Annotated in this window: 16 protein-coding genes and 1 tRNA gene; 4 read left to right on the top strand and 13 right to left on the bottom strand. The window is 31.2% G+C overall.

Annotation, left to right across the window (positions count from 1 at the left end; all coding sequences use genetic code 11):
* Positions 1–14: 14 nt before the first annotated feature.
* The 5 genes from M9Q43_RS02040 to M9Q43_RS02020 all read right to left on the bottom strand — a co-directional run bounded on the left by M9Q43_RS02040 (position 15) and on the right by M9Q43_RS02020 (position 7,464).
* The gene (locus M9Q43_RS02040; RefSeq protein ID WP_262317311.1) at positions 15–590 is read right to left on the bottom strand and encodes an OmpH family outer membrane protein; all 576 of its coding nucleotides are present in this window, start codon (positions 588–590) and stop codon (positions 15–17) included.
* Between the two features lie 237 nt (positions 591–827).
* Positions 828–1,676, bottom strand: coding sequence for a class I SAM-dependent methyltransferase (locus tag M9Q43_RS02035; RefSeq protein WP_262317310.1), 849 nt, complete (start codon positions 1,674–1,676; stop codon positions 828–830).
* 133 nt (positions 1,677–1,809) lie between these two features.
* Positions 1,810–3,681: a tRNA uridine-5-carboxymethylaminomethyl(34) synthesis enzyme MnmG gene (gene mnmG / locus M9Q43_RS02030; protein WP_262317309.1), complete on the bottom strand. Its 1,872-nt coding sequence runs from the start codon at positions 3,679–3,681 to the stop codon at positions 1,810–1,812.
* A gap of 56 nt (positions 3,682–3,737) precedes the next feature.
* Complete coding sequence (gene ybeY / locus M9Q43_RS02025) at positions 3,738–4,157, bottom strand: rRNA maturation RNase YbeY (protein ID WP_026725417.1); 420 nt, start codon at positions 4,155–4,157, stop codon at positions 3,738–3,740.
* Positions 4,150–7,464 (bottom strand): DUF4175 family protein, encoded by a 3,315-nt coding sequence (locus M9Q43_RS02020; protein ID WP_262317308.1) that lies wholly within the window; start codon positions 7,462–7,464, stop codon positions 4,150–4,152. Before M9Q43_RS02020 ends, ybeY begins: the two co-directional genes overlap by 8 nt.
* Before the next feature lie 176 nt (positions 7,465–7,640).
* Here M9Q43_RS02020 and gltX point away from each other — a divergent pair, with 176 nt between their 5' ends.
* The gene (gltX, locus tag M9Q43_RS02015; RefSeq protein WP_262317307.1) at positions 7,641–9,137 is read left to right on the top strand and encodes a glutamate--tRNA ligase; all 1,497 of its coding nucleotides are present in this window, start codon (positions 7,641–7,643) and stop codon (positions 9,135–9,137) included.
* A gap of 49 nt (positions 9,138–9,186) precedes the next feature.
* Here the strand turns inward: gltX and M9Q43_RS02010 are convergent, their stop codons facing one another.
* Both M9Q43_RS02010 and M9Q43_RS02005 read right to left on the bottom strand, forming a co-directional pair.
* Entirely contained in the window at positions 9,187–10,095 is a 909-nt protein-coding gene (locus tag M9Q43_RS02010; protein WP_262317306.1) for a hypothetical protein, read from the bottom strand.
* Between the two features lie 80 nt (positions 10,096–10,175).
* Positions 10,176–10,823, bottom strand: coding sequence for a PorT family protein (locus M9Q43_RS02005; protein ID WP_262317305.1), 648 nt, complete (start codon positions 10,821–10,823; stop codon positions 10,176–10,178).
* 98 nt (positions 10,824–10,921) lie between these two features.
* On the opposite strand from M9Q43_RS02005, the gene M9Q43_RS02000 reads away from it, so the two are divergent.
* The gene (locus tag M9Q43_RS02000; RefSeq protein WP_262317304.1) at positions 10,922–11,896 is read left to right on the top strand and encodes an SPFH domain-containing protein; all 975 of its coding nucleotides are present in this window, start codon (positions 10,922–10,924) and stop codon (positions 11,894–11,896) included.
* Positions 11,897–12,339: 443 nt separating this feature from the next.
* Here M9Q43_RS02000 and M9Q43_RS01995 read toward each other — a convergent pair whose 3' ends face one another.
* Positions 12,340–14,022, bottom strand: a complete 1,683-nt coding sequence (locus tag M9Q43_RS01995) for a glutamine--tRNA ligase/YqeY domain fusion protein (protein WP_262317303.1) — start codon at positions 14,020–14,022, stop codon at positions 12,340–12,342.
* 133 nt (positions 14,023–14,155) lie between these two features.
* On the opposite strand from M9Q43_RS01995, the gene folB reads away from it, so the two are divergent.
* Positions 14,156–14,515: a dihydroneopterin aldolase gene (folB, locus tag M9Q43_RS01990; RefSeq protein ID WP_262317302.1), complete on the top strand. Its 360-nt coding sequence runs from the start codon at positions 14,156–14,158 to the stop codon at positions 14,513–14,515.
* 113 nt (positions 14,516–14,628) lie between these two features.
* Here the strand turns inward: folB and M9Q43_RS01985 are convergent, their stop codons facing one another.
* Positions 14,629–16,548 carry an LTA synthase family protein gene (locus M9Q43_RS01985; RefSeq protein WP_262317301.1) on the bottom strand — a complete coding sequence of 640 codons (1,920 nt, stop codon included), beginning with the start codon at positions 16,546–16,548 and terminating at the stop codon, positions 14,629–14,631.
* A 131-nt stretch (positions 16,549–16,679) separates the two neighbouring features.
* On the opposite strand from M9Q43_RS01985, the gene M9Q43_RS01980 reads away from it, so the two are divergent.
* Positions 16,680–16,750, top strand: a tRNA-Cys gene (locus M9Q43_RS01980).
* Positions 16,751–16,935: 185 nt separating this feature from the next.
* Here the strand turns inward: M9Q43_RS01980 and M9Q43_RS01975 are convergent.
* The 4 genes from M9Q43_RS01975 to rnr form a co-directional block, all read right to left on the bottom strand.
* Positions 16,936–17,631, bottom strand: coding sequence for a LysE family translocator (locus M9Q43_RS01975; RefSeq protein WP_262317300.1), 696 nt, complete (start codon positions 17,629–17,631; stop codon positions 16,936–16,938).
* A 123-nt stretch (positions 17,632–17,754) separates the two neighbouring features.
* Entirely contained in the window at positions 17,755–18,429 is a 675-nt protein-coding gene (locus M9Q43_RS01970) for a head GIN domain-containing protein (RefSeq protein WP_262317299.1), read from the bottom strand.
* 9 nt (positions 18,430–18,438) lie between these two features.
* Positions 18,439–19,074, bottom strand: coding sequence for a hypothetical protein (locus M9Q43_RS01965; RefSeq protein WP_262317298.1), 636 nt, complete (start codon positions 19,072–19,074; stop codon positions 18,439–18,441).
* Positions 19,075–19,076: 2 nt separating this feature from the next.
* Positions 19,077–21,254 carry a ribonuclease R gene (gene rnr / locus M9Q43_RS01960; RefSeq protein WP_262317297.1) on the bottom strand — a complete coding sequence of 726 codons (2,178 nt, stop codon included), beginning with the start codon at positions 21,252–21,254 and terminating at the stop codon, positions 19,077–19,079.
* Positions 21,255–21,285: the final 31 nt, after the last annotated feature.

Raw genomic sequence — 21,285 nt, 5'->3', positions numbered from 1 at the left:
CTCGGGACTTTCAATTATTTTTTCTCTTCTTCTTTAGTAGCTACTTTGTCGTCTTTCTTAGTAGCTTTATAAGTATCATTAAGCTCTTTTAAAACTTCTTTTGTAATGTCATAACCTTCTTTAGCGTAAAGAACTGTTGCAGCATCACCTGTTCCGTAGATATAGTCATATCCTTTTTTCTTTCCGTAATCTTTGATGAATTTTTTAACTTCACTAATTAAAGTATCTTTTAAAACAGCTCCTTCTTGTTGCAATTGTTGGATTAATGCATTTTGTTCAATTCCTAATTGTTGCTCTCTTTGTTGTAATGAAGCACCCATTTGTTGCGCCCATTGTGGTCCTTTTGCCTGAGCATTCTGTTGAAAACTTTGAGCATCAGCTTGAAAAGCTCTAACTTTAGCTTCTAAAGGACGGCCTAATTCTTCAGATTTTACTTTAAATTTATCGTCTTCATCTTTAAACTTCTCGTATTTCTCGATTATTTCTGATGTATTGATATATGCTGTTTTGAATTCTTTTGAATTTGTTTCTGTTTTGTTACAAGCTAAAATGCTTAAAGCAACGCCTAAAATTAAAATGGCTTTTTTCATTTGATCTAAATAATTAATAATTTTTGTAAAAGTAATAATAAGTTGGTAAGTAGCAAATATGTTGCTTTTTTATTTATTTTTCAACTATAAGCATTTTTTATTTTGATTTTAAATTCTGATAGATTCAAGCTATTGAAAACAACTTTCACAAATCGTTCAGAACAAATGTTCTAAAAAACCACAACAAATCACATCAAAACATCTAAAAAAATGCTTAAAATCGCTTTAAAATGATTTTTACTTGTTTTTTAGTACATAAATATGCGATGAAAATTCCTTTTTGAACAATCCGGACACATTTGAGATCAAACCAATAAAAAATCCTGAAATGAAATTCATTTTTCCAGATTTATATTTTTCTGATAAAAGTGACACATAAAAACTATCAAACCACATTGGTTTAATATCTTCTAAGTTCATATTTTGTTTGTCGAATAATTTTTCGATAGCTGTTTTTGAAAAATGCCACAAATGTCTTGGCACATCATAAGCGGCCCAAAACTCTTTATAATATTTTGCATCGTACGATTTGAAATTAGGAACAGCAATAATAATCGTTCCAGATGGTTTCAATAAACGTTTCAATTCAGCAATTTGATGTTCGACATCTGGAACGTGTTCTAAAACATGCCACATGGTAATCACATCAAACGAATTGCTTTCTAACTTTTCAATTGTATCACCAAATTTAATTCCTTTTCCAACAGCAATTCCTTTTGCTTTATCGTTTGGTTCGATTCCAAGAATTTCCCAATTTTGATTTTTTGCTTCTAAAAGAAAATCTCCTGTTCCAGCACCAATATCTAAAATTCTTCCTTTCAAAGGTTGGTACGAATTAATCAAACTAACTTTATCGCGAATTGCTTTTCTTTTGATAAAATGATACATTTTTTCAAACATCGTACGTTTTCCATCGGTGTGTGAAATGTAATCTTCAAATTCGTAATACGAACCTAACTTATCTAAAGTAGGTTGCGGATGCGTTTTTAAGATTTGATATTCTTCATTTAACAACAAGGAAAAAGATTCCCCAGAAACTGAAAAATCTTTAACGGTAATAAAACTTTTATCTTCTAAAAAATTCATTTTTTTATTTTTATGCGAAAGGCTTATTTTAATAGGGTTGACAACGTTGTTTCACATGAAACATATTCAGTTTGCAGTCGCAGTGTTCAGTCGCAGTTAAATAAAAACCGGAAACTGAGACTGAAAACTGAGACTATCTTCCCATATATATTAACAACACTGAAATATCACTTGGCGAAACTCCACTAATACGAGAAGCTTGAGCGATAGTTCGAGGTCGGATTTTATTTAATTTTTGTTTTGCTTCAATTGAAATTGATTGGATTTTATCGAAATTAAAATTATCTGGAATAATCATATCCTCTAATCGAGTCAATTTATCGGCGTTATTTTTTTCCTTTTCGATATAACCAGAATATTTAACTTGTATTTCGGCTTGTTCAACAACTTCTTGATCTAAATCATGTTCTTCGATGTAAGCAGCCACTTTTTTAAATTTTCTAAAATCTTCCAAATCCAATTGCGGACGAGAGAAAACTTTAAACATTTTATCAGGCTGACTCATTGGAGCCGAACCTTTAGCTTCCAAGATTGGATTTGCTTCTTCAGGTTTTAGACTTGTTTCCCTAAAGAAATTTACCATCGCTTCCGATTGTGAAAATTTTTGTTCCATACGAATCAAACGGTCTTCTTTAGCTAAACCAATTTCAAATGCTTTAGGTGTTAATCTAAAATCAGCATTATCTTGACGCAGTAATGTTCTGTATTCAGCTCGTGAAGTAAACATACGATAAGGCTCTTCTGTTCCTTTTGTAATTAAATCGTCAATTAAAACTCCGATATAGGCTTCATCACGTTTTAAGATAAATGGTTCTCTATTTTGCACTTTTAACGCTGCATTAATACCAGCCATTAAACCTTGAGATGCTGCTTCTTCGTAACCAGTTGTTCCATTTATTTGTCCAGCAAAATACAAACCTTCGACTAATTTAGTTTCTAAGGTGTGTTGTAATTGCGTAGGAGGGAAGTAATCGTATTCGATAGCATAACCAGGTCTGAAAAATTTCACATTCTCAAATCCTGCTACAGAACGCAATGCTTTGAACTGAACATCTTCTGGTAATGAAGTTGAGAATCCGTTGATATAATATTCACAAGTTGTCCAACCTTCTGGTTCAACAAAAAGTTGATGACGTTCTTTATCAGCGAAACGATTAATCTTGTCTTCAATCGATGGACAATATCTCGGACCTAAACTTTTGATTCTTCCGTTGAACATTGGACTTCTGTCAAAACCTTCACGTAAAATATCGTGCACTTCTAACGAAGTATACGACATCCAACAAGAACGTTGTGTTTTTAATGGAGCGGTCAAATTAGAATACGAAAACTTTTCTGGAACATCATCGCCAGGTTGCTCTGTCATTTTAGAAAAATCCAAAGAACGACCATCCACACGTGGAGGCGTTCCTGTTTTCATTCTTCCTGATTCGAAACCTAGTTTTACTAAATCTTCTGTGATTCCGAAAGAAGCACTTTCTCCTGCACGACCACCACCAAATTGTTTATCACCAATATGAATCAAACCATTCAAAAAAGTTCCGTTTGTCAACACAACCGACTTAGCTTTTATTTCCACTCCAAGAGAAGTTTTCACTCCAACAATCTTTCCATTCTCAGCTAAAATCCCAGCCACCATTTCTTGGTAGAAATCCAAATTCGGAGTATTCTCCAACATGGTTCTCCATTCGTCCGAAAAACGCATTCTGTCCGATTGCACTCTTGGCGACCACATCGCGGGTCCTTTTGATTTATTCAACATCTTGAATTGGATCGCGGTCTTGTCAGAAACAATTCCAGAGTATCCACCCAAGGCATCAATCTCACGCACGATTTGTCCTTTTGCAATTCCTCCCATAGCAGGATTACATGACATTTGTGCAATGTTTTGAAGATTCATTGTCACCAAAAGAGTAGAGCACCCCATGTTGGCAGCAGCTGCTGCTGCTTCACAACCGGCATGACCAGCACCCACAACAATTACATCATATTGATTTAAAAACATCTTTTATAAATATTATGTTCCACGTGAAACATTTAAAAAAAATCTAGTTTATAAGCTTAATGTTCCACGTGAAACATTTGCATTTTTTCTTCTTCTTTCGAACGCATTAAGGCTTCGTCTTTTGGAGATTTATCTTTGTAACCACAATAGTGTAAAACACCATGTGATAATACACGTTTTAATTCCTCTTCAAAAGAAACATTAAAATCATTAGCATTATCCTTAACTCGTTCCACCGAAACAAAGATATCGCCTTGTATTAAATTTCCTACTGTGTAATCGAAGCTAATAATATCCGTTAAAGTATCGTGATCAAGGTATTCTACATTGATTTTATGTAGGTATTCGTCATCACAAAAGATATAATTGATTTCACCTTCATCAAATCCTTCGGATTCAATAATGCGAGAAATCCAATCTTCATATTGTGCTTCGTTTTCGAGTTCGAAATCTGTTTCGTAATTAAAACTAATCATTGCTTTTAAAATAGTTTTGAACCTTCTGGTTAAAATTGGGTTGCAAAGGTAAGCTTTGTCTGTTTAATATTTCAACACTATTCAGATATTCTTTTAATTCCTTTGAAAGTGGAGTAGTGCTACCATTATAGTTCTTATCATTTGTTTTTGACTGACGCTTGGTGTCTTCTCCTTGTTGCTGAATGGCTTTTTCTAATTTTAAAAGCTCGTGTTTTAAATTCAACATCTTTTGCAAGGTCTCGTTTATAAAACCTTTATTAATTAGTTGTTTTTCGATTTCTTTCATCTGATTCAAAGCACCCATTCCTTGATTCAACATTCCTTCCTTTTCTAAGGCTTTTTGCAAAGCATCACGTAATTGTCTTTGCTCTTTTAAAATGTCTAATACTTTACCTGCATTTCCATCAGAACCATTTTCACCTTCTTCACCACTTTCACCCGATTGTCCTTTTTGTTTTCCTTGACCTGGTTTTTCACCCGGTTTATCTCCAGGCTTATCACCTGGTTTCATTCCGTCTTTCATTTTTTCTCCTAAACCTTCTTGTTGTTTAATGATATCCGGCAATTGCATTCCTTTTCCACCACCAGGTTTTGGCTGCCCTTTTCCAGAGCCTTGACCTTGCATTTCCATATTCATTTCGCTTTGCACATTACTTAAATAATCTGCTAAACGGTTCGCTGATGTTAAAACATATTGTTGATGTGAAGCGCCTTTTGCAATATTATTATCCGCTAAATTTTCTAAAGTCTTATCTAAATTATAATGGATTTCACCGACTTCATTCAAAATCGTTTCGGTAATTTTTGGGTTGCGTAAGGCAACAGCAAATAAACTATCATCCACATGTTTGAATTGTAACTTCAAATCTTGTTGCTTTTTTAAGACTTTATTCAATTGCAAAGAACGTACTTGAGAAGAATTTGTAGTCTTAATTAAACTCTCTTCATCAAATGAAAAAGCTAATAAATTATCAAGAATTTGACGTAACAATTTAGCATCTTCTTGCATTTGTTCCATGTCACCTGATTGCATAGATTGAGACATTTTCTGACTCATTTCTTTCATCTTGGCAGCAGCCGATTTTTGCTTCGGTTTTGCTTTCTGTTGGTTTTGTTTTTGCAATTCATCAGAAGCTTTCTCCATGTCTTTTTTTACATCCTCTTGCACATTCTTGTCATTAGGGATGTCCATTGGAGCTTTTAATTCTTTATTTTGTTTGTCTAAATCTTCAAGTTCTTTCTTAATAACGTCAAACTCTTTATTGATGGCATCTTGATTTTCCTTGTTATTTTCTTTAGTGTCATCAGCTAATTTTTCTTCCTTCTCAGCTAACTTGTCTAATTTGTCAGCAATTTGTTCCGCTTTTTGTTCTACGTAAAAACGCTTTGTCAATTCAACTAATTGCTCTAAATTTTGTTGTTGATTTTTTGCGTTCTGTTTTAACTTATCTGCTTTATCAAACAATTGGTCTTTCTCTAATTTCTTAGAAAGCTCTTCTAATTCTTTAAGCAATTTTTCGTTTTTCTCTGCTTGTTTTTCGGCTTCTTCTAAACGGCGTAATAATTCTTCTTTGTCTTTATCTTCTGTTTTTGGATTGAATTCTTCCAAATTCTCAGTTAACTTTTTAGTGAATTCTTTCATCATTTCATCTTGTTGTTTTTGACGATTGATAAAGTCTTCCACTTTCTTTTGATCTTTGAAATCTAAATTGGATTTCTCTTTATTCAATTTTTGCAGTTTGTCCAATTCTGAAATTTGCTTCTCTTGATTTTGAAGTGATTTTTCTAAACTATTGATGTTTTCATTCTGCTCTTGCAACTGTTTGTCTTCCTTTTGGTCTTCAGTCAATTCATAATGAAGAAAAATAGATGATTTTGTGCTTTTATAATTGTTAACTACATCATTATCAAATACTTCAAAGTAAAATTCGTAATTAACACCTTCTTCAATGGATAAACCATTAGGAAACGAATAAATAAATTGATCCACCGCTTGTTTATTGATAGCTAAATTAGCTTTTCGAACTGCATTTGGATTTCCTTTCGGATAAAAAACAACTTGCAATTTTGATAAACCATGATCATCGGCAACTTGACCAATCATCATTTTAGATTTTAACTTTAATGAATCTGGAGCAATTTGAACTGAAATTGTTGGGTATTGATCTTTGATAGTTGCGATTTGATAAGACAATTTTTCAAATTCATTGATGTTTCTATTCGAAGTAATTACTTCGTAACTTAAATTATCCGTGATTCTTCTTGAAAGCGAAAAATTATTTTCTTTATTCGCGAAAACACTCACTTGATTGTTCGATTTAAAACTCACTTTATCAGTTGCCAAAGCGTTAATTCTCCAATTCACAACCGTTCCTTCTGGAACCACAGCATTTCCAGTTCCTTGAATCACTTCCGATTTCTTTCCTAAATAAGAAGGATATTGCAACACCATTTCAAAGTTGGCAATCGTTGGAACATCCACCACATTAATCTGATACTCTTTCGAATTTAATCCATTCGCTAAAAGCGAAAAAGTAACATCTTTTGATAATTTTGAAAACGTATATTCAAAAACTCCTGGTTTTGTGCTTTGTAAAAAATATTCTTCATCACCAATTTGAATCGCAATATTTTCAGGCATCACTTTTCCTTGTGTTTTGACTTGTAATACGAAGTCGGAATTTTGTTGAGCGGTTAACGATTTATTCAAAACCACAAATTCAAAAGGAGCAGGCGGTGCGAATTTGGTTTCATAATTCACCACACGAGCAAAACTATTGGAAATGATTTCAGAATTTCCGGTAACGAAAAACAAAATCAATAATAGAATTGGAACAATAGCATAAGGCAAAAACTTTTTGTTCTTAGCAAAATTTACCGCATTTGAAAATGGAATCGGTTGTAAGGAAGCTGCTTTTTGTTCGATAGAAGCTGCTAATAATTCTGAAGTTTGACTTTGATTTGCCAATTGTAAAAAGTTCAACAACTTGTCTTGCACTTCCGAAAAATGATTTCCAATAATTTCTGACGCTTGTTCGTAATTGATTCCTTGTTGCAATTTGAATAATTTGAACAACGGAAATGCAATAAAACGAATCAATAAAAACGATTCTACACCTACGAACAACCAAAACAAAACGGTTCTCCCTGAAGTGGATAACCATAAAAAGTATTCAATCAATAAGGTAAAAATGAAATACAACAAGCCCAATCCGATGAAAAGAATGACTCCTTTTATCAGTTCGTTGGTGTAAAACTTCTTGATAAACCCTTCGAGCTTATCGAAAATAATGCTTTTTGCTTCCAAAATTGTTGATATACTGTTTATAACCGATAAAATTACAACATCTTCCTAGAATTGTCAATAGGTTTTTAGTGAAACTTAACATTTATGGTTTTGAATTGTTAATAACCTAATGATTTTCTAAAATCTAAATTCTTACTTCTAAATTGTAATCGTATCTTTGCACAAAATTTAATGAAATGTCAGTAAGAGTAAGATTTGCACCAAGTCCAACAGGACCTTTGCATATTGGTGGTGTTCGTACCGCTTTATTCAATTATTTATTTGCTAAAAAACATGGCGGTACTTTCTATTTACGAATTGAGGATACCGATCAAACGCGTTTTGTTCCAGGAGCAGAAGCTTATATTTTTGAAGCTTTAGAATGGTTAGGAATTGCGCCAGACGAAACTGTAGGAAAGAATGAAAAATTCGGACCTTATCGTCAAAGCGAACGCAAAGCGATGTACCAACAATATGCGGACCAATTGATAAATTCAGGTTGGGCGTATTATGCTTTTGATACCGCAGAAAGTTTAGATACGATGCGAAAAGAAGCAGAAGCAAATGGTAAAACATTTATTTACAATCATTCGGTAAGAGAGCAATTGGATAACTCGTTGACGGTTTCACGTGAAAAAGTGGAGGAAAGAATTGCTGCTGGCGAACAGTATGTAATCCGTTTCAAAACGCCTGTGAATGAAATTTTAGAGTTAAAAGACATCATTCGTGGCGACATTAAATTTGATACGAATTTATTAGACGATAAAGTTTTATTCAAATCAGATGGAATGCCAACGTACCATTTAGCGAATATAGTGGATGACCATTTGATGGAAACTTCTCATGTAATTCGTGGAGAAGAATGGTTGCCAAGTTTGCCTTTACATCATTTATTATACAAGGCCTTTGGATGGAACGCACCAGAATTTGCGCATTTACCATTGATTTTAAAACCAATTGGAAACGGAAAATTATCAAAACGTGATGGTGATAAAATGGGATTCCCAGTATTTCCTTTAGAATGGAAAACCGAAGAGGGTGTTTCATCTGGTTACAGAGAAAACGGATTTTTCCCTGATGCAGTTATCAACTTTTTAGCTTTATTAGGTTGGAATGACGGAACAGAACAAGAGATTTTCTCATTAGAAGAATTGGTACAAAAATTCGATTTAAATAGAATTCACAAAGCTGGAGCGAAGTTTGATCCAGAGAAAAACAAATGGTTCAATCATCAATATTTGCAAAAGCAATCAGATGAAAGTTTAGCAGAAAGCTTTAAAGTGATTTTAGATAAAAAAGGAATCTCGACTTCACTTGATTTAACAAAAGTGGTTTCTTTAATTAAAGAAAGAGCGCATTTCGTGAATGAATTTTGGGATTTAGCGGATTATTTCTTTGAAGCACCAACATCATACGATGAAAAAGCTGCTAAAAACTGGAAAGAAGAAACACCAGGTTTAATGCAACAAGTGATTACGGAATTAGAAAAGATAGAAGATTTTACTTCTGCTAACATCGAAACCTTATTAAAAGAATGGATGACAGCTAACGAAATTGGAATGGGGAAAGTAATGCAACCGTTACGATTGAGTTTAGTAGGCGCGTTAAAAGGCCCACATTTATTCGACATCATAGAAATGATAGGAAAAGCCGAAACGGTGAAAAGAATTGAAAAAGCAATAGCTACTTTATAAAAAAGAAAACCCTCTGAAATTCAGAGGGTTTTTTCTTAAATATTATATATTACTTAATTGATTCATTTAAAGTGTTAGCATAATCTCTTCCATAATTACTTGCAATTCCTTTAACTAATTCTACATAACCAATTCCAGAAGAATTTGGAAAATAAGCAAAAATATTTGATAAATCATCACCTTTATAAATATACAATAATGTTGCAAAATTACCATTAGCAGTAGGTTGACAATACTCATAAACGAAAGCAAAATTTCTCTCATTATTTAAAATTGCTTGTTCAATTCTGCTACTTTCAACAAACTCAAATTTATATTTATAAGTAGATGTAAATTCTTTAACAAATTTTTCACCAACAAGATTTTTATCAATAAGTAAAGTAAGATTACTTAATTCTTTTACACTTGGATTTAATTCAGCAGGAGTCTTACTTCCGTTTTTTCTCATTTCACTAAAAGATAGATCATCGTGTGAAACACCATAATCAATTTGATTTTTGAAAGATGCAATAGCAAATTTAATATCTGCCTCTGTAAATTGCTTTACAGCTGACTTTAAAAATTTAGACTTATCTTCAAAATTAACACTTGACAAATAACCTCCATTTATCATAAAAGTAACATCATTAATTCCTAAATAAATTTGAGTAAACCATGTTGAACCAGACTTATTATATTTGTAACCAATAAATATAAATTCTTTTTTATTTTTTCTAATAACTTTTTCAAATTCCTTTGGCTGTAAATATTGCGAAATTCTCGATGCTCCAAAATACTGTTCAACATATTTTTTTAAATTAGAATTAAATATTTGAGCATTTGGATCAGAATCAGGAAGTTGGAGAAGAAGAATAGGTTTAGTATTGGCAATTTCCCAATCTACTTTTTTAGGAATTTTAAATTGAGCTGTTGAAATAGTAACCAATAATAATAAAATAGAACTAAAAAGTGTTTTCATAAATAATAATTTAGTTGTTAAACAAGAAAGCTCAAATATTTTATATTTGAGCTTTCGATTTATATTTTTTTGTAAGTATTTTACAAATATATTGTAATCTGACCACTAATCAAACCAATATTTCCTTTCATTTTTTCGCCAAGTAACTTTACGTTATCGTTGTTTTTAAGGTTTCCGAAGAAGTTGGTTAAACAATATTGGTAACCAACTCTTGCTCTTACGTTTTTAATTCCGCCGTTGATTCCAACGTAGAAATTAGCGTTTATTTTTGAAACATCTACAATATCTTTGGCAATTAAACCCGGTTGGTCTAACAATAAATTGTTTTCGTCGTCTTTATCAATTCCTAATTTTCCATTTATTTGTAAAACGGGACCAAATTCTAAATTCAAATGGTCTTCAATTGCTACATAACTTGGTACAATATAAATTTGAACCGCCGACATTTTGAAATTCGTTTGCGTTTGTTGCAATCCTTTTAATGTTGGTATAGAGAAATTACTATCGGTAAAAAACATACCAAAACTCATTTGCCAGTTGTTATAATAGTTTCCTCTAACACTTAAACCGCCAATCCATCCACTTTCTGGAGTTACGGTAAAATTATCGGTATAAATATTTAATTGGGTTAAACCCGCACCAATTCCTATTCGGTTACTGTCTTTAAAACCGCGTTGCGCCATTGCAACAGTTGAAATTATTAGAAAAATAAAAACTAATTTCTTCATTTATATAAATTTAGGGGGCAAAAATAGGGTTTATAAATTTGTTTTTGTAACTTTTTACTTTAAAAAGCGTATAACTATAAATCTAAAAACTAAACATTATGGAGTTTATTATGTTTCCAATCATTTTCGTTGGATTAATTGTTCTTTTTTCTTCTTTCTTTACCGTAAAACAACAAATTGTTGCGGTTGTAGAACGTTTTGGAAAATTTCACAGCATTCGTAATTCGGGATTACATTTAAAAATTCCAATTGTGGATAGAATTGCAGGAAAAGTAAACTTGAGAATTCAACAATTAGATGTTATCATCGAAACCAAAACAAAAGATAACGTATTCGTTAAAATGAAAGTTTCGGTACAGTTTAAAGTATTACAAGAAAAAGCATACGAAGCGTTTTATAAATTAGAATATCCACACGACCAAATTACATCGTATGTATTTGACGTTGTGCGTGCTGAAGTTCCAAAATTAAAATTAGACGACGTTTTCGAAAGAAAAGATGATATTGCAGTTGCGGTAAAACGTGAGTTAAACGAAGCGATGACGACTTATGGTTATGACATCATCAATACGTTAATCACTGATATTGATCCAGATATTCAAGTTAAAAATGCGATGAACCGTATTAACGCAGCTGACCGTGAAAAAACAGCAGCAGAATACGAAGCAGAAGCTGGACGAATCAGAATTGTTGCCAAAGCAAAAGCTGAAGCAGAAAGTAAAAGACTTCAAGGTCAAGGTATTGCTGACCAAAGAAGAGAAATTGCTCGTGGTTTAGTAGAATCTGTTGATGTGTTAAACAAAGTGGGAATTAATTCTCAAGAAGCTTCAGCTTTAATTGTAGTAACACAACATTACGATACTTTACAAGCGATTGGTGCAGATGCAAATAGTAATTTAATTTTATTACCAAACTCACCTCAAGCTGGAAGTGACATGTTAAACAATATGGTTGCTTCATTTAGTGCATCAAACCAAGTGGGTGAAATGATGAAAAAAGGAAACATCAAAAAAGTTTCAAAGAAACATCAAAAAGACGAATTTGGAACAGAAGGAGAATCTGAAGAAGTATAATTGAATTATCAAATTAAATTTCAAAACCATCAATTTTTAATTGGTGGTTTTTTTATAACCAAATGTTAGAAATTTATAAATTCAGTGATAATTTTTTAGATACAGTCCCAAAAAGAGAAAATCAGAATAAAATTACCTCAAATTTAGGTAAAAATTAAAATAAAGCGATTTTAGCTACTTTTACAAATAAAGATGTAAAAACACATTACCTAAAAAAGTTTTTTTCTTAAAATTCATTTATGAAAGTCACTTTTTTAAGTTTATAATTATTAAAAATTAATTTTTAATAGATTTTACTAATAATAATTTTTAGTGATGATTTTTTAATTTTTTATTAAAATTTTTATATAAAACAAAAACGTGTCAGGTTTTGAAAATCTGACACGTTTAAAATATGATTAAGATGCTGAAATAAATTCAGCATGACAAAAAATCGAAAATTTTTATTGTTCTGAAATTTTTGCCCAAGTATCTCTAAGTCCAACTGTTTTATTGAAAACTAATTTTTCAGCTGTTGAATCTCTATCTACACAGAAATATCCTAAACGTTGAAATTGAAAATGATCTAATTCTTTTGAAGTAACTAAACTTGGTTCTACATAACCTGTAATTACTTTTAATGAATTTGGATTGATAAATTCTTTAAAATCAACTTCTTTATCTTTATCTGGACTTTCGTTTGTGAATAATCTATCATACACACGAACTTCAGCTTCTTTTGCATGAGGAATCGAAACCCAGTGAATGGTTCCTTTTACTTTTCTTTGACTTGCTTCTGTTCCACTTCCTGATTTAGAATCTACATCATAAGTAGCGTGAATTTCGGTGATATTTCCGTTTTCATCTTTTACAACTGATTCACCTTTAATGATATAAGCATTTTTCAAACGAACTTCAGTTCCTAATGTCAAACGGAAAAATTTCTTGTGTGCTTCTTCTTGAAAATCTTCTCTTTCGATATATAATTCTTTAGAAAATGGCACTTTTCTGTAGGTCATTATTTCTTCTTCCGGATTATTTTCGGCTTCTAACCATTCTTCTTGACCTTCAGGATAATTCGTAATTACTAATTTCACTGGATCTAAAACGGCCATTACACGAGGTGCAACTTTGTTCAAATCTTCACGAACACAGAATTCTAAAAGCGAAACATCAATCAAATTATCACGTTTTGCAATACCGATTGTATTAGCAAAATTTACAATAGAATTTGGCGTATAACCTCTTCTTCTCATTCCAGAAATCGTACTCATACGAGGATCATCCCAACCTGTAACATGCTTTTCTTCAACTAATTGCAATAATTTACGTTTAGAAACAACCGTATGTGATAAATTTCTACGTGCAAATTCTCTTTGCTTTGGACGCACCTTTGTTGGGTCGTAAATTTGATTCAAAAACCAATCATATAATTCACGGTGAGGCAAAAATTCTAACGTACAAAATGAATGCGAAATTTGCTCTAAATAATCACTTTCACCATGCGCCCAGTCGTACATTGGATAAATACACCAATCGTTTCCTGTTCTGTGGTGATGTGCGTGCATGATGCGGTAAATAATAGGATCACGCATCAACATATTGTTAGCGCCCATCGAAATTTTAGCACGTAAAACATGAGTTCCTTTTTCGAATTCTCCGTTTTTCATACGTGTAAATAAGTCCAAATTTTCTTCGATTGAACGATTTCTGTAAGGAGAATCGGTTCCTGGTTGCGTAGGCGTTCCTTTTTGTTGCGCCATTTCTTCCGAAGTTTGGCTGTCTACATACGCTTTATCTTTTTTAATTAATTCCACTGCCCAATCATACAATTGTTGGAAATAATCTGAAGCATAACATTCTTTATCCCATTTAAAACCAAGCCATTCTACATCGCGCTTAATAGCATCTACATATTCTTGTTCTTCTTTAGATGGATTGGTATCGTCGAAACGTAGGTTTACTGGTGCTTTGTAATCGATTCCTAAACCAAAATTTAAGCAAATAGCACTAGCATGACCTACGTGTAAATAGCCATTTGGTTCTGGTGGAAAACGAAAACGTAATTTATCTGCTGACAAACCATTTTTTAAATCTTCTTCAATGATTTGTTCTATAAAATTCAATGATTTTTCTTCTGTTGACATTGTTTTTCTATCTTTTATGCAAAGATAGAAAATGTTTCAAGTTTCAAGTTTAAAAGTTTCAGGTTTTATGTAACTTTGGATAAAGAAAAACAACTTGAAACCAAAAAAACCTCAAACTTGAAACTAAAAATTTATGGGAACTATTAAATTACAAAATATCAGAACATTCTCTTATCATGGTTGTTTGATAGAAGAAGGAAAAATTGGCTCAGATTATAGTGTAGATTTAGAAATTAAAACCGATTTGCGTAAATCTTCTCAAACAGATGAATTGGCTGATACCGTTGATTATGTGTTGTTGAATAAAATTGTAGTGGAAGAAATGGCGATTCGCTCTAAATTATTAGAACATGTTGCACAGCGCATTATCACTAGATGTTTTTCGGAAATTCCGTCAATTTCTAGAATAAAATTAGCGGTTTCTAAATTGAATCCTCCTATTGGTGGCGATGTAGAAGCAGTAACAATTGAAATGGAAGAGTTTAGAAATTAAAATACTTGTCAATCTGAATTTATTTCAGATTCTAATATTCTCAAGTCTTATTGAGATGCTGAAATCGAAGATTCAACGAAGTTAAACAAGTTCAGCATGACAAAAAGGCTTTTTTAATCTATTTTATACACTCTATTTTTGTACATATTACTTGATGCTACAATATGAGCTAGCGCATCTTTAGCTAATTCTTCGTTTAAAGCAACCGGAATTAATTCAGTGTCACTTTTTACTTTAAACTGCAATGGTTTTGTATTTGGATTTAAGATAACAATATCATCTTCTACTCTAAAAGCATAGGTTTCATGGAATAACATAATGGTTCTTCCTTTTGTACCTTTTGGTAATTTTAATAAATTTCTTCCTGGCATTGGCGATTTAGTTGTGATACCTGATAAAGCCAAAACCGTTGATGGAATATCCATTTGACTTGCTAAATTATCGTAGGTAATTCCTTTATCAACATTTGGCGCAATGATTAAAGCAGGAATATGAAATTTATTAACTGGAACTAAATTTTTACCATACGTTCTGGTGTTATGATCTGCAATAACTACAAAAATAGTGTTCTTATAATATGATTCTTTTTTAGCTAATTCAAAGAATTTACCAATAGAAAAATCAGCATATTTCATGGCATTATGAACAGAATTTTTAGGTTGTTCATAAAGTTGAATTCTTCCTTCAGGAAACTCAAAAGGTTCGTGATTTGAAGTTGAAAACATCAAAGAAAAGAAAGGTTTATTACCAAGATTTTTGTAATATTCATTAGCTTTCACTGCTAAATCTTCGTCGGAATATCCCCAAGTTCCTTTCATCGCATATTTTTTTCCATCGTTGTCAAAATCAGTCTCATCAATAATATTTTTGAATCCATTTCCATTGAAAAAAGATGCCATATTATCAAAATTTGCCATTCCACCATAAATGAAACTCGTATCATAATTTTGACGGCCAAAAGCATCTGCCAAGGTAAAAAACCCTTGTTGTGAACCACTTAATTTAACAATACTTTCTGATGGATTAGGTAAAAATCCTGCGGTTACTTGCTCAATTCCTCTTACACTTCGAGTTCCGGTACAATATAAATTGGTAAATAATAAACCTTCCTTTGATAATTTATCTAATTCAGGTGTTAGTGGTAAACCCTTTAAACATCCTACATATTCTGCTCCTAAACTTTCTTGTAAAAAGATTACCACATTGTATTTTGGTTGTGGAGCATCTGGTTTTTGAAGGTGTAAAAAAGGTACTTCTCCAGGAATAAATTCAGTTACATCCATGTATTTTTTTACACGAGAATATGCTTCTAATTCGTCCATTTTACCATATTTTTTAACATCTCCTTCATTCTTCATTGAATACGCTGCGAAAGCTACTGTATAAAACGAATTTAATCCTAATGAGTTTGTCATTTGATCGGAACAAAAGATGGCATTACTAGCATTTATTGGACGTTTAGAAGTTAAACTTCCACGAGCTCCAAAAAACAAAAAGAAAGCAACTACAGGAAATAAAAGTAACTTGTTTTTATACTTACTTTCGATAGGGTAAAATAATTTTTTTCCATAATTGAAAGCATAAAACAATGCTATTCCTAGTAAAATTGTGGTGATAATTAAAGAAGGTAAATAGCTTTTAATTAAAGTTCCAACGACTTCTTTTGGATAAATTAAATAATCTAAAAACAAACGATTTGGTCTCGTGTCATATTGATTGATAAAATCTAAAGTTGATAACTCCATTAAAAGAATTAGAAACAAGAAGAAAATAAAATAAACATTGAAAAATTGTTTGATTTTATTTAAAATACTGTTTGGTAAAGCTGTAATAAGAACAAATGGAAGAAAACTTAAATAGCAAAGGAGAATTAAATCAAAACGAAGTCCAATACTAAATAATTGAAAATAATTTGGAGTTTCTACAACTCTTTCATTAAAAATTATAAATAAGAAAATTCTATTAAATGTTAAAATAAGTAATCCAATTAAAATAAAATTAAAAACAGGCTTTAAATAATAGATTTTTCTCATTTTTTATTGTAAATATTTAGTGAATCAAAAGTATTATAATAATTTTTACAAATAGAAATTATAGCTTAATATTTACTTAATATTTTGCATAAGTAGAAATAAAATGTAAATTTGCAGTCCGTTCAACTAATGGCGTCGTGGCCGAGCGGCTAGGCAGCGGTCTGCAAAACCGTCTACCCCGGTTCGAATCCGGGCGATGCCTCTAAAGAGTTACTAGAAATAGTAGCTCTTTTTTTTTGTTTTAATTTTTAAGAAAAATTAATTAAAGATATTTCGGGCGATGCCTCTAAAACCTTCTAAGAAATTAGAAGGTTTTTTATAGAATAATTTTTAGAAAAAAATAATTAGATCCTGAAACGTGTTCAGGATCACAAATAATGAAAAATATTATTCAGTAATAGCAGTATCAGGCAATAACTTATTGGTTATCATTTCTTTTTCTTTTGGGAAGAAACCTTGTAGTATAAAAAACAAACCAAAAATTAGAATTACCATACTAATCACTCGTTTGATTTTGTAGATATTTGCAGGAATTAATTTGTGTTTCAATTGCTTTGCTAATAATATTTTAGCTACATCGAAAGCCAAATAAAACACTAAAATTGCTGCGAAAAAAATAGAAATTCGAGAAGTGTTCATTTCCATTTGTGGTCCGTAAGTAATGATAATCATCATCCAAAAACCTAAAACTCCAATGTTGATGAAATTCAATAAAAACCCTTTGAAGAACAAAGCAAAGTAATTTTTCTTTGGAATATTATCATCGTCTTGTTCAATTTCAGTTTGTTTTTTGAAATTTCTTTTGAGTTGAATAAACGAAATTAATCCGTAAGCCAACATGATAATTCCGCCAATAACAAAAAGTGTTGGATTATCTTTTAATTGTTCTAAAAGTTGATTGGTACTTAAATAAGCGATTAAAATGAAAATAATATCACTAAAAACAATTCCTAAATCAAAAGTAAATGCCGCTCTAAAACCTTTGGTAATACTGGTTTCAAGTAAAACAAAAAAACCAGGACCAATTGAAAAAGCTAACAAAAGTCCCCAAGGAATTGCGGTAAGTATATCGTGTAAATGCAAATTTAAGTGATAAGTAAAGAGTGATAAGTGATAAGTTCACAAGACTCTTATTAATTAAAGTATAAAATTACTAATTTCTATAAAAAATAACTAATTACTAGTTACTTTTTACTAATCACTAAACTATTTAGCTTGTTCTATAGTTCCTCCAGCTATTTTCTTTTCGTTGATTTGTTTTGGTTTTCCGTAAATTTTAATTTCACCACCAGCTCTTGTTTTAGCATCAACTAAATCTGTTGCATATACGTGAGCCATTCCACCAGCGTTTACCGTAACTACAGATTGTTGCGTTTTACAATCTTGACCATCGTATTTTCCACCAGAATTGGATAAAATGTCTTGATTTTTTACCATTCCTTTTGTAGTTACAATACTTCCTTGCGAAACACGAACTTGTAATCTATCGGCTTGTAAATTAGTTAGTTTAATTTCAGAACCTTCTTTACAAATGATATCAAAATTAATGGCAGAAATTTCATCTTTTGAAGAAACTCTACTTCCTTCATTAGCTTCCACACCTTCTAATTTTTTGTAGTAAACCGTAGCTGAAACATCGTCACCACTTAACATTTTAGTTAAAGGCATTCTGATTTTTAATTCGCCATTTTTATTTACTAATTCTACTTCTTGAGAATTGGCACCCGTTAAAACAACTTTGTTTTCAGTTGAAGCAACTAAGTTGACATCAATTTTATCAAAAGCGGTTACTTTGGTAAAATCACCAACATTTTTTTCGGTTTGTGCTATTCCAAATGAAAAAATGGAACAAGTTATAAAGGTTAAAAATGTGTTTTTCATGATATTTGTTTAAAATCCTAATTGTTTTAATTTATTCTTTACGTCTGAAGCTGTTTTAAATTTAGCTTTTTTAAATTCACCATCATCAATTTTTCCTTCTAACTCATAAAAAATTGAATCAAAAGAAGTATTATTATTTAAACTCTTAGGTAATTGGTTATAATTTGGTTTATCATAAAATTTAGTAAAAAACAACCTTCCTTCATAATCAATTGTATCTCCTTCACCGGTTATTTGACTGATAATAATTCCTAACTCTTTGTCTGAATCATTATCAATATTAGAAAAAAATATACTTTCAATTTTTATTCCATTGATTTCTTTATCTCCTACATTAAAATTATCTATAAATATTCTTCTGTAAATGTTACTTGATAATTCAATAAAAACATATGCTTGAATGTAAGTATCTGGAATTTTTATATTTTGATTATAATTTTCATAAAAACAAAAAATTACTTTTTTTCCCTTAAACCAATATTCAGATTCAACAACTTTATCAAATAATTCAATAACTCTTGTTTCTTCAAAAGGAATATTTTTACTTACAAAATCTGTTGCAGATTCATTTTGATTCCTTTTAAAATCTTGAGCATAAATTATAAAATTGCTTAGATAAAATATTGATAATAATATTCTTTTCATAACTATTCTTTCTTTCTCAAATAATGAAAATCTAATTGTTTTTTCACTAAATCAGCATTTTTTACTTTAACGTAAATTTCGTCTCCTAATTGTAAAATGTTTTTAGAAACTTCACCAACTAAAGCATATTGTTTGTCATCAAACGTGTAATAATCATCTTTTATTTCACGAATTCTAACCATTCCTTCGCATTTGTTTTCGATAATTTCTACATAAATTCCCCATTCTGTTACACCAGAAATTACACCTAAAAACTCTTCGTCTTTGTGATCTTGCATGTATTTTACTTGCATGTATTTCACAGAATCACGTTCGGCTTGAGCCGCTAAACCTTCCATTTGTGAAGAATGCACACATTTTTCTTCGTATTCTTCTTCACTTACACTTTTTCCGCCATCTATGTAAAATTGTAACAAACGGTGTGCCATTACATCAGGATAACGTCGAATTGGCGATGTAAAATGACTATAATAATCAAATGCTAATCCGTAGTGACCAATATTTTCAGTTGAATAAGCTGCTTTACTCATACTTCGAATTGTAAGCGTATCCACTAAATTTTGTTCTTTTTTACCCACAACTTCTGAAAGTAAATTATTCAACGAACTTGAAATGTCTTTTTTAGATTTGAAATTTATCGAATATCCAAACTTAGCAATCACCGTTTGAAGATTGATTAATTTATCTTCATTAGGCTCATCGTGAATTCTATAAATAAAGGTTTTCTTTTGTTTCCCAATGAATTCTGCTACTTTTCTATTGGCTAACAACATGAATTCTTCAATCAAATGATTCGCATCTTTACTTTGTTTGAAGTAAACTCCAATTGGTTCTGCATCTTCATTTAAATTGAATTTTACTTCTACTTTATCAAACGAAATTGCTCCAGCTGCCATTCTTTTTCTACGAAGAATTTTAGCTAATTCATCCATTTTTAAAGTAGCATCAACTATTGGTTTTGGAACGATATATTCGCTTCCAGTTAATGAAATTTTGGCTGGAATAACATCACTTTTAGTTTCTATGATACTCTGAGCTTCTTCATACGCAAAACGTTGATCAGAATACGTTACTGTTCTTCCAAACCATGCATCTAAAACTTCCGCTTTATTATTTAATTGAAAAACAGCTGAAAACGTATATTTTTCTTCATGTGGACGAAGTGAACATGCAAAATTAGATAACACTTCAGGTAACATTGGAACTACTCTATCTACCAAATACACAGAAGTTGCTCTTTTATACGCTTCATCATCTAAAATCGTTCCTTCTTGAAGGTAATGCGAAACATCGGCAATATGAACTCCGATTTCGTAATTTCCATTTTCTAAAACCTGAAACGATAACGCATCATCAAAATCTTTTGCATCTTTCGGGTCAATCGTAAACGTTAAAACATCACGCATATCGCGACGTTTTTTTATTTCTTCTTCTGTGATTGAAGTATCTATTTTATTTGCATATGCTTCCACTTCAATTGGAAAATCATACGGTAAACCATATTCAGCTAAAATCGCGTGAATTTCTGTATTGTGTTCACCTGGTTTTCCTAACACTTTTATCACAGAACCAAAAGGAGAATCGGCTTTTTTAGGCCAATCTTCTAAGGTTACTAAAACAACATCACCGTGTTCTGCATCTCCAATTTTATTTTTTGGAATGAAAATATCGGTATACATTTTAGCATTAGCAGTGGTTACAAAAGCAAAGTTTTTTTGCACATCAATAACCCCAACAAATTCTGATTTTTTACGTTCTAAAATTTCTAAAACTTCTGCTTCTGGTTTACGTGAACTTCTTCTGTTGTAGATATAAGCTTTCACTTTATCGCCATCTAAAGCATGATTTAAGTTAATAAACGGAACAAAAACATCGTCTTCTAATTCGTCACAAACAAAATATCCTGTTTTACGAGACGTCATGTCTATAATTCCTTCGTAATATTCAGCTTTGGAAATAATTTGATATTTTCCAATTTCCGTTTCGTGAATTTTATCTTGTGCTTTGAGTATTTTTAAATCTCTAATAATTTCGTTTCGGCTTTTGGTATCGCTTAACTCTAAAACAGCAGCTATTTGCTTGTAATTAAAAGATTTAGAAGGTTCTCTTGAAAGTATTTTAAATATTTGTGCAGTAAAATCTTTTGGTTTATTTCCTAATTTTTTTGGTTTCTTACTCATTGTATCATTTTCAATTATTGGTTAAAGTTAC

This window comes from Flavobacterium odoriferum, assembly GCF_025499515.1.
Lineage (GTDB): Bacteria > Bacteroidota > Bacteroidia > Flavobacteriales > Flavobacteriaceae > Flavobacterium > Flavobacterium odoriferum.
Note: the sequence above shows the minus strand (reverse complement) of the source record. Positions and strands in the feature narration are given on the sequence as shown.